The organism is Thermophagus xiamenensis (assembly GCF_900112795.1).
GTDB classification, from domain to species: Bacteria; Bacteroidota; Bacteroidia; order Bacteroidales; family Marinilabiliaceae; genus Thermophagus; species Thermophagus xiamenensis.
The window spans coordinates 1-7,980 of sequence record NZ_FONA01000037.1 but is presented as its reverse complement, the minus strand read 5'-3'; the positions used below and the strand labels follow the sequence as shown (position 1 = coordinate 7,980).

Annotated in this window: 12 protein-coding genes; all 12 read right to left on the bottom strand. The window is 41.9% G+C overall.

The annotated features are described in order from the left end of the window. Positions 1-95: 95 nt before the first annotated feature. Positions 96-494 carry a hypothetical protein gene (locus BM130_RS14835; protein WP_010528930.1) on the bottom strand — a complete coding sequence of 133 codons (399 nt, stop codon included), beginning with the start codon at positions 492-494 and terminating at the stop codon, positions 96-98. A gap of 82 nt (positions 495-576) precedes the next feature. After that, positions 577-771 carry a GDCCVxC domain-containing (seleno)protein gene (locus BM130_RS15770; RefSeq protein ID WP_074964417.1) on the bottom strand — a complete coding sequence of 65 codons (195 nt, stop codon included), beginning with the start codon at positions 769-771 and terminating at the stop codon, positions 577-579. A 13-nt stretch (positions 772-784) separates the two neighbouring features. Then, positions 785-1,675, bottom strand: coding sequence for a cation diffusion facilitator family transporter (locus tag BM130_RS14825; RefSeq protein WP_010528931.1), 891 nt, complete (start codon positions 1,673-1,675; stop codon positions 785-787). 7 nt (positions 1,676-1,682) lie between these two features. After that, positions 1,683-2,477 carry a cation efflux transmembrane domain-containing protein gene (locus tag BM130_RS14820; protein WP_010528932.1) on the bottom strand — a complete coding sequence of 265 codons (795 nt, stop codon included), beginning with the start codon at positions 2,475-2,477 and terminating at the stop codon, positions 1,683-1,685. Positions 2,478-2,482: 5 nt separating this feature from the next. After that, the gene (locus tag BM130_RS14815) at positions 2,483-2,950 is read right to left on the bottom strand and encodes a hypothetical protein (RefSeq protein ID WP_010528933.1); all 468 of its coding nucleotides are present in this window, start codon (positions 2,948-2,950) and stop codon (positions 2,483-2,485) included. A 45-nt stretch (positions 2,951-2,995) separates the two neighbouring features. Then, complete coding sequence (locus tag BM130_RS14810; RefSeq protein ID WP_010528934.1) at positions 2,996-3,382, bottom strand: DUF302 domain-containing protein; 387 nt, start codon at positions 3,380-3,382, stop codon at positions 2,996-2,998. A 12-nt stretch (positions 3,383-3,394) separates the two neighbouring features. After that, positions 3,395-3,628 (bottom strand): SHOCT domain-containing protein, encoded by a 234-nt coding sequence (locus tag BM130_RS14805; RefSeq protein ID WP_010528935.1) that lies wholly within the window; start codon positions 3,626-3,628, stop codon positions 3,395-3,397. 51 nt (positions 3,629-3,679) lie between these two features. After that, positions 3,680-4,204, bottom strand: a complete 525-nt coding sequence (locus BM130_RS14800; RefSeq protein ID WP_010528936.1) for a periplasmic heavy metal sensor — start codon at positions 4,202-4,204, stop codon at positions 3,680-3,682. An 81-nt stretch (positions 4,205-4,285) separates the two neighbouring features. Further along, positions 4,286-4,699, bottom strand: a complete 414-nt coding sequence (locus tag BM130_RS14795; protein ID WP_010528937.1) for a Fur family transcriptional regulator — start codon at positions 4,697-4,699, stop codon at positions 4,286-4,288. 113 nt (positions 4,700-4,812) lie between these two features. Beyond that, a complete protein-coding gene (locus tag BM130_RS14790; RefSeq protein WP_010528938.1) occupies positions 4,813-5,145 on the bottom strand; it encodes a P-II family nitrogen regulator in 333 nt (110 codons plus the stop codon). A gap of 21 nt (positions 5,146-5,166) precedes the next feature. Continuing rightward, entirely contained in the window at positions 5,167-6,426 is a 1,260-nt protein-coding gene (locus tag BM130_RS14785; protein ID WP_010528939.1) for an efflux RND transporter periplasmic adaptor subunit, read from the bottom strand. Between the two features lie 18 nt (positions 6,427-6,444). Further along, entirely contained in the window at positions 6,445-7,875 is a 1,431-nt protein-coding gene (locus BM130_RS14780; protein WP_302846867.1) for a TolC family protein, read from the bottom strand. Positions 7,876-7,980: the final 105 nt, after the last annotated feature.

The following is a 7,980-nucleotide window of genomic DNA, read 5'->3' as shown; positions in this document are numbered from 1 at the left end:
CTTTGAATGCAAAAAGGCGACCCTGGATGGACGGAATATTTGCGAAAGTGGAAAGCCTAAGTCCACCTTTTAATTATTCTAATGCATAATCCGGGTTAAACCAAATCCTGATTCAAGCCAGTTCTTCGAAATGTCAAAAGAGAGAACAAATTTAGCCGTAAATACAATGCAACAAGTCCCGAAAATGTCTGAAATTGCAGGTTCAGCGAGTGCTTTGCTACTGCTTTTTCTTCCTTTTCAGGGCTTTTGAGGATATTTGAAATACTTTTGGCTACTTCGGGAGTATAATGCGAATGCTTTTGAGGACATACCCGATTTTGAAGAGTATATCTTGCTTGCTTAAGAAGACTTTTTGGACAAAATATACCGTATCGGAGTGCTTTGCCGGAAATGGCACGAAAAACCGAGAATGTTCTGTTACATTGTAGGGTATAAACAGCAATAAGCCCGTTGCTTAGGCTTATTGGTTGATAGAATTTAAGTATATCGGGCATAATTATTTAATTATACCCTTGATGGATAGCGGAGCTAAGATAGGAAAATTAGAAATTAAAATTGTGCCAAGGAAATAATATTCTACATCTTTTTAAAAGTAAGACACTTAACAGTACCAAAAGAACAAAACACGCAACAATCGCCCTGTTTTGGTTTTAAAACGGTATGGCAATTTTTACATTCATAAAAGAACTGGCAGGAACCCTCCGCCATTTCTTCTTCTTTTTGATGCCCGCAATTTGGGCAGGTTATGATTGAGTGGTATTGAATTTTCATATCTATAAAGTTTTCAACAATCAGTTTTACATTCCTTTTCAATCCTTTCATTCTCAATTTGAAAGGTTGTGTGTCCAATTCCGAATTCGTGTTCAAGTTTCTTCTGCAGTTCAGAAATAAATTCATCGTTAAACCCTTTTGGCATTATCAGGTGGGCGGTTAAAGCTATTTGGGTGGTACTCATTGCCCAAACGTGTAAATCGTGAATATCGTTAACTCCATTTTGGGATAAAAGAAAGTTGCGTACTTTATCAAGTTTTATTTGTTTGGGTACTGCATCCAGCGCTAAATCAATGGAATCAGTAAACAACCGCCATGTACCCCCAAGAATAACCAGAATAATTATAAAACTCATTACCGGGTCAATCCATTGAATTCCGGTGAGGTTAATCAATAGCCCGGCAGCTACTACACCTAACGACACCCCGGCATCGGCAGCCATGTGCAGGAATGCCCCTTTGATGTTCAGGTCGTCTTTTTGGCCTTTCATAAACAGCAAAGCCGTAATGGTATTGATTACTACGCCTATCCCGGCAACAATCATCACTTGCATACCTGCCACGGGTTCTGGATTTTTGAATTTTCCTACAGCATCCCAGCCAATTGCTATTACTGCTCCAAAAAGCAATAACGCATTGAGTATCGATACAAGAATGGTTGTTTTGCGAAGTCCGTATGTGTACTTTCCTTTTGGTTTTATGGAAGCGAGCCTGATTGCAGCCCAGGCAAAAATCAAACTCAGTACGTCGCTGGCGTTGTGGCCTGCATCGGCTAATAGTGCTGATGAGTTGGCTAACAGACCGTAAAATATTTCAACAGCAACAAAGGCGATGTTTAAACCTATGCCAATGGCAAAAGCTTTTCCGTAATTTTTTTGAGTTGTATGTTCATGCGAATGTGCCATGCTCTGTCTATTTACCAAGTTTCAATATCCTGAAAGCCCCCCTGACCACAATCAAAAATACAATTGAGCCAATGATTAAATCGGGATATTTTGATTGGGTCAACAATACCAAAACACCTGCAAGGATAACGCCCGTATTGATAATAATATCGTTTGATGTAAAAATCATGGTAGCTTTCATGTGTGCTTCTTTGCTCTTTGACTTTTGCAACAGATATAGACAAACTGAATTCGCAATCAATGCCAGTATTGATACAATTATCATGGTTTGAAAATCCGGCACCTCTTCAAAACTGATAAACCTACGTATTACTTCTACGAGGCCTATCAGTGCCAATGCCAGTTGAAAATAGCCACTTAGTCGGGCTACTTTTTTCTTGCGGGTTACAGTTGAGCCAACTGCCCAAAGGCTTAGGCCATAAACCAACGCGTCTGCCAGCATATCCAGTGAATCGGCAACCAGGCCCATAGATTTTGAAATAAAACCTGTGGTAATTTCAATGAGAAAAAAAGCAAAATTGATAATCAGAACTGTCCAAAGCAGTTTCGATTGTACTGATGTATTGTCAATAAATTCATCCTGATGGACAATGATAGTTTCTTTGTGTTCAGCGCCTAAATTGAGTTCTTTCAGGCTTTTTTCGATTTCCGGGTTTTCTTCGGAATGAAAAACAGTAAGTTTCCGGTTTTCAATATCAAATACCAGACGTTTAATCATGGGAAGCCCTTCCAGTTTCATCCGGATGAGAGATTCCTCAGAAGGGCAGTCCATTTTGCTGATGGTAAATACAGATTTGAACATGTGAACTAATCTTTATACAAAACCACATTTAACGGAATAAATGCGCCCACTTTCAAGCCCCAATCAATATTATCGACGGGGGTAAACAGGAACACAAAAGCATTTCCCACATTACCTAATTTAAAATTAGGCCCTGATTGTAGGATAAATTTATTTTCATCAAACATATACTCTTCCGCCACAACCCACGATACCGGAATTTTGTTCTCAAACCCGCTCAACCAGTATTCGTTGAAATTATATATAGAATTAACATAGGGCGTGTAACCCACCGACAGGTATGTTTTTTTGTTAAACATGGCGCCCAGCTCGGCATGGATACGTGTCATTTCTGTTTTGTTACCCTCAAAATCGTACATTACAAAGGGGTTAACACGCACCCCGGCAGTAACTTTTAACCGTTCGCCCTCCTGAGCATTCGTGGTGAATGCCCAGAAAAGTGCGAAGGTTAATAACAAAAGTTGTTTTCTCATTTTAAAAAGTTTTGAATATGTTCCCCAAATAAACTGCAAGCAGAATTATATATTCTCAATTACCTTTTCAAGTTTCGCCCTGATTTCATTGGCGATATCACTTAATTCGTCATTTTCAACCGCCAGCATGGAAGCCACCGGGTCAACGGCAGCTACTTCTGTTTTGCCATTATCCAGTTCCTGCACAATTACATTGCAGGGGAGCATGGCGCCTATTTTGTTTTCCGCTTTCAATGCTTCATGAGCAAAGGGTGGATTGCAAGCCCCTAAAATTTGGTATTTTTTGAAATCTACGTCCAGCTTCTTTTTTAATGTAGCCTGTACATCAATTTCGGTCAACACCCCGAAACCTTCTTTTTTTAGTTCTTCGGTTACAATTTTAATGGCTTTGTCGAAACCGTACTCTGTTGTTTTTTCAATGTAATACTTCATGATATTTTTATTTTACATTAAATCTTTTTTTCGTTCTTCAAACTCCTGTTTGTTTATTTCGCCACGGGCGTAGCGCTCTTTTAAATAATCGAGCGCCGACTTACTTTCGGGTGGGTTGCCGGGGCGGTTATTTTGACTCATTCCTTTAACAACCATCCAAACAACAGCAATTACGATAATGAGCCCTATAACCCACCACCAGCCCATTCCCATTCCCCATCCGTGACACCCAAATCCATTCATCATAACATTCTCCTTTCTTTTTATCGCTTGTTTTTTTAAAAACCGAACTGGTGTTTACCAACAATTGCTGCGACGCGACATCATCATCTGTTTACGAGAATTCATTCCCATATTACCTGCGTGCCAGCAATTTTCCGACATATCCCACCAATTGTAATTGTTGTTGTTAAAGTAGGTAAGCTGCTTTTCAGTAAGAAGTTTTTTTACCTGAACTTTTGTCTCCAGGTTGATATCCTCAATTTTTTCTTCCTTGTCGCGGATAGTGCTTCTCAGTGATTTCACCTTTTTTACATCCAGCTCAGGATTTGAATTAGCAGCCCGGTATTCCATTCTCAAACTGCGAAGCTCATTTTCGATTGGAAGCTTTTTCTCGTAGCTGTTTTTACGTAGCTCATTGATTTCCGTAATTTGTTCGGCTGATAACGCATATTCTGCCGGGGTGTTGTAATTCCACCATTGGGCATCGGCGTTAGCCGACCAGTTTGAGTTACAGCAATGGTGCTGTGCCATTGCCTGCGATGCAGAAAAGACAATCAATCCTGCAAGTAAAAAAGCCATTTTAAATTTTCCAGTTTTCATAATTAATAATTTTTAATGTTAGACATTCTAATAATTTCAACATCAAAATTACCAATAAGTTAGTGCAACACTATTGCAAAGTTAATCGCAGCGCGGGCACACCCCGTTAATGATGAATTGCGCATTATCGTAGGTGTAGCCTTCAGGCAGTTTAATGTTGGGAATTGGAAGTTCTTTCATGCAACGTGTTCTGCCGCAACGGGTACAATAAAAATGAACGTGCAGGTCATGTATATTACATGTGCAATCGTCATCGCAAACGGCATACTTCACCGAGCCTGAACCATCAACAACAGGGTGGACAATGAAATTTTCCTCGAATGTTTTAAGCGCCCTGAAAATGGTTGAACGCTCCACTTTTTCAAATCGTTGCTCCAAATCCGCCAGGCTCAGCGCTTTCCCGGATTCCGCAAGTGTTTTATAAACCAGGGTGCGCATGGCTGTTGGTTTGACGTTTTTCGATTCGAGTTTCTTTTCAATTTCATTATTTTCCATAACGGTAATTGTTTGACAATAAACAACATTTTATGTTTTTCAATTCCAAATTTACTAAAATTGAAAACAATTGCCCCGACCTTTATTTCAAAGTAGAAGGCAGGGGTAATAAATTATTTCATCCCGTTTTCCAATCCTTTTTTTACCCGGTACACTTTTTCAACATCAGAAACATAAATCAACCCATCGCCGGGGTTTAATGTTTTGCCCTGTTCTGAAATAATTTGTACCACTTTGTCCACATCATTTTTATCGACTACAAGTTCCAGTTTGGCCACTTCGCTTTCGGTAATGGAAAATTTTTGTGAGACAAATGCATCCTCATCCTGTAATTTTCCGGTGCCTTCAGCCGATGAAATGGTCATGTTTTCAAAACCTGCATCTTTTAAATGATGCACTATACCATCTACTTTATTGGGACGTATAAATGCTTTTACTTCTTTCATATCTAATCATTTTAGAATTAATTAATCATCATCACCAGCTTCGTCTTTTTTCAAATCAGATAAAAGGTAGTAAGCTGTGTTCATTACAATCTGTGTATCATCGGGCAGGGGATTGAGCAATTTTATTTCGGTGTATCCCTCATCCTGTAAGCCGGTTATTACTTCCACCATCCGGAAGGCCATTACTTCATTGTTTTCACCTTCTTGCGTTTCTCCGGAATGTTCGCCGTGTTCTTCATCGCTTTCGCCAGCATGGTTTTCCTCATGACCGTGTTCCGCTTCGGTGGCTTCTTCATCCAGCACGAAAATATAAGATTTGGTTCCTTCGGAAACAATGGCGTCGTTGGGTAATGTGCGGGTATAATTTTCATCGGTAAGAATGTGGCCTGAAATGTACATGCCCGGAATAAGGCCCGGTACGGTTTCATCCAGGCTGGCATGTACATGCACGGCCCTGGCGTTGGCTTCAAATTCCTGACCGATGGCAAAAATCGTTGCCGTGAGCTCCTTATCGGGAATATTGGCTGCGGTAAAATGTACCTTTTGTCCTTTTTCCAGTAAATGCACATCATTTTCATACACCATAAAATCAGCATGGATTTCGCTGTTGTCGGTAATTTCAAATAGCATGTCCTGTGCCCCGGCATACGTGCCCACTTTCACGTCTATTTCATTCACGTACCCATTGATGGGCGAAACAATGGGAACGCTGTTGGAAATCGTTCCCTCTTTAACTTTTTCGGGCGAGAGGTGCAGGAGTTGCAAGCGGGCTTTTAATCCCTGGTGTTTTGCTTTGGCCGAATTATATTCCGACTTTACCTGTTGGAACTCCCTGCCTGCGCCTACGTTGTTCTCGAAGAGCTCTTTCTGGCGTTCATACTCCATTTCCAGGTATTCGAGCCGGCTGGCTAATTCGGCAAAATCTTCCTGTAGTTTGATATAATCAGGGTGTTCGAGAATGGCGAGGGTTTGTCCCCTACGCACCTTGTCGCTATGGAAAACTCTGATATCTCGCACATTTCCCCCGATTACTGCCGTAACTTCTGCCGAGCTTGCGGGCGGCACCTGCATCTCACCGTTTGTTTTTACCATGGTGGTGAGGTTTCGCATTTGGAAAGTCCCCAGTTCTAAATCCAGGGCTTCGCGTTGCTGTGGGTTAAGAAATACCACGCCTTCGGGGCCCTCGTGTTCCTCCTGTTCCCCGGTTTCACTGTTTTTGTTGTTATTGCACGACATGAGTGTAACTACTGCAAGAAGTGCTATGATTATTTTTGATTTCATTGTTATCTGTTTTTAAAATTATTGACCTGTAATGTATTCCAATTGTTCTTTAATTTCGAAATATTCCGCCAGCCGGGACAAATATTCCTGCCTTGTTCTGATGGCTGATTCGGTATTCTGGATAAACTCGATATAACCGAGACTGCCCAAACGGTAACCCAGGTTGGCGGCTTCAATTTGTTCATCGGCAAGTGGCAGCGCTTCGTTTTTATAATATTCCAATACCTCGCCCATCACCCTGTACCGGCTTAAAAGTTCTTTGTAGGAAGCGTTCAGTTCGAGCGCCCGCTGCTTGAATTGCTGCCCGGTCATTTCGTAATTGATACGGGCGGCTTTTGTTTTGCCCGACTGGGAAAAGAACAGCAGAGGAATGGAGATACCGGCCTCCCATCCATAATAACCGGATGTTCCATCGACAGATTGCCGGGAATACCCCAAATCGAGCTTAGGCAAAAAATTTGCTTTTTCGGCTTTCCACTCTGCTTCGGAAACATCCAACTGTTGCCTGTAAAGATTAAGCAAAGGGACGGCGTTTAACGAATCAAGCGGGTAGGAAGTTTGAATGGTTTCATCCCATTCCTGCCCGGCATCGGCAATTTCAACACCATCGGGGTACATCAGGTACTGGTTCAGCAGTTGCAAAGAAGCCATGTATTCGCTCTCTGCCTGTTTCATGTTAACCATTAATTCCTGGTATTTGGCAGAAGCTGCCAGATAAGCTACTTTGGATGTTTGCTGGGTTTCGAAACGCAACCCGGCAGCCCTGAGGAAATCGGCATAAACACTGTCGAGCCGGTTGTACAATTGGGTTTGCTTTTTGGCTACCAATGCCCGGTACCATGCTAAACTCACGTTTCTGACCAGCTCCTGTTCAGTTAATTCAAGCCTTGATTCGGCAAGGTTGATACGCGATTCATTCAGCTTGTTTTTAGCAGGTATACCAAACAGGTCAATTTCCGATTGCGCTACCCCAATTTGGTTTTGAATACCCACCTCACCATTGCCGGTCTCCTCCTTTCTGGTGTAGATAGAGGTGTTGCCCAAATCATAAGCTGTAGCTTTCAGGGCCTTTTGTTTCTCGACATTGAGCGAAGCGACTTTTAAGGAAGGATAGTTTTCCTTAGCCCGTTCGATAGCCTGTTCAAGGGTAAGGTTGTTTTCCTGTGCTTTCAGGCTGCCCGAAATTCCAAGCCCGCCGATAATAAACAACAGGATTATTACCGTGGTATTGAGTTTGGGCGCTTTCAGTTTTGTTTTGCCCGACTCTACCATTTTATATAAAACAGGCAACACGACCAGTGTTAGAAGCGTGGACGTTAACATTCCGCCAATGACCACCGTTGCAAGCGGACGTTGCACTTCCGCCCCTGCTGATGTGGAAATGGCCATAGGCAGGAAACCGAGTATATCAGTTGAAGCGGTGAGGAAAATAGGGCGTACCCGGCGAATGGAACCTTTTTCCTGTTTTCAGCGTTGGGACACCCTAAAAATGTTTATTGACAATTTCAAATAATTCAGATTGCTGCTGGTCCATTTGTAGCAATCTGGATTTGG

What these genes read in the sequence shown, in the direction of transcription:
- BM130_RS14835 (WP_010528930.1), bottom strand. Translation starts at nt 494, where the DNA reads ATGCCCGATATACTTAAATTCTATCAACCAATAAGCCTAAGCAACGGG.
- BM130_RS15770 (WP_074964417.1), bottom strand. Translation starts at nt 771, where the DNA reads ATGAAAATTCAATACCACTCAATCATAACCTGCCCAAATTGCGGGCAT.
- BM130_RS14825 (WP_010528931.1), bottom strand. Translation starts at nt 1,675, where the DNA reads ATGGCACATTCGCATGAACATACAACTCAAAAAAATTACGGAAAAGCT.
- BM130_RS14820 (WP_010528932.1), bottom strand. Translation starts at nt 2,477, where the DNA reads ATGTTCAAATCTGTATTTACCATCAGCAAAATGGACTGCCCTTCTGAG.
- BM130_RS14815 (WP_010528933.1), bottom strand. Translation starts at nt 2,950, where the DNA reads ATGAGAAAACAACTTTTGTTATTAACCTTCGCACTTTTCTGGGCATTC.
- BM130_RS14810 (WP_010528934.1), bottom strand. Translation starts at nt 3,382, where the DNA reads ATGAAGTATTACATTGAAAAAACAACAGAGTACGGTTTCGACAAAGCC.
- BM130_RS14805 (WP_010528935.1), bottom strand. Translation starts at nt 3,628, where the DNA reads ATGATGAATGGATTTGGGTGTCACGGATGGGGAATGGGAATGGGCTGG.
- BM130_RS14800 (WP_010528936.1), bottom strand. Translation starts at nt 4,204, where the DNA reads ATGAAAACTGGAAAATTTAAAATGGCTTTTTTACTTGCAGGATTGATT.
- BM130_RS14795 (WP_010528937.1), bottom strand. Translation starts at nt 4,699, where the DNA reads ATGGAAAATAATGAAATTGAAAAGAAACTCGAATCGAAAAACGTCAAA.
- BM130_RS14790 (WP_010528938.1), bottom strand. Translation starts at nt 5,145, where the DNA reads ATGAAAGAAGTAAAAGCATTTATACGTCCCAATAAAGTAGATGGTATA.
- BM130_RS14785 (WP_010528939.1), bottom strand. Translation starts at nt 6,426, where the DNA reads ATGAAATCAAAAATAATCATAGCACTTCTTGCAGTAGTTACACTCATG.